1 pseudogene is annotated in these 335 nt (G+C 72.2%); it reads left to right on the top strand.

The window, feature by feature from the left end:
- Positions 1-222: pseudogene (locus tag AA309_RS35490) on the top strand (calcium-binding protein); the annotation flags it as partial.
- Positions 223-335 lie beyond the last annotated feature (113 nt).

Below are 335 nucleotides of genomic sequence, written 5' to 3'. Positions count from 1 at the left end.
CAGCTGTCGGCCAGCCTGTTCGGTCTCGGGGCGGGGACGTTGGCGACGGCGGCGTTCCGGCTGGGCGTGGCGGCGGGGACGGCGGACCAGAAGATCCTGTACGACCGCGGCACGGGGGCGCTGTGGTTTGACGCCGATGGCTCGGGGGCGGGGGCTGCGGTGAAGTTGGCCACGCTCGGGGCCGGCAAGGCGCTGACGGCGGCCGACTTCTTCCTCGTCTGACGCGCCGCGCGGTCCTGCGACAGGAAAGGGCGCAGCGGTGGCTGCGCCCTTTCCGGTGTGAGGGGCTCGTGCGGGGCAGGCCTGGTTCAGGCCGCCATGGCTTTTTTGAGGTT

The organism is Microvirga vignae (assembly GCF_001017175.1).
Lineage (GTDB): Bacteria > Pseudomonadota > Alphaproteobacteria > Rhizobiales > Beijerinckiaceae > Microvirga > Microvirga vignae.
The sequence above is the reverse complement of the archived record's forward strand: the minus strand, read 5'-3'. Positions and strand labels throughout refer to the sequence as shown.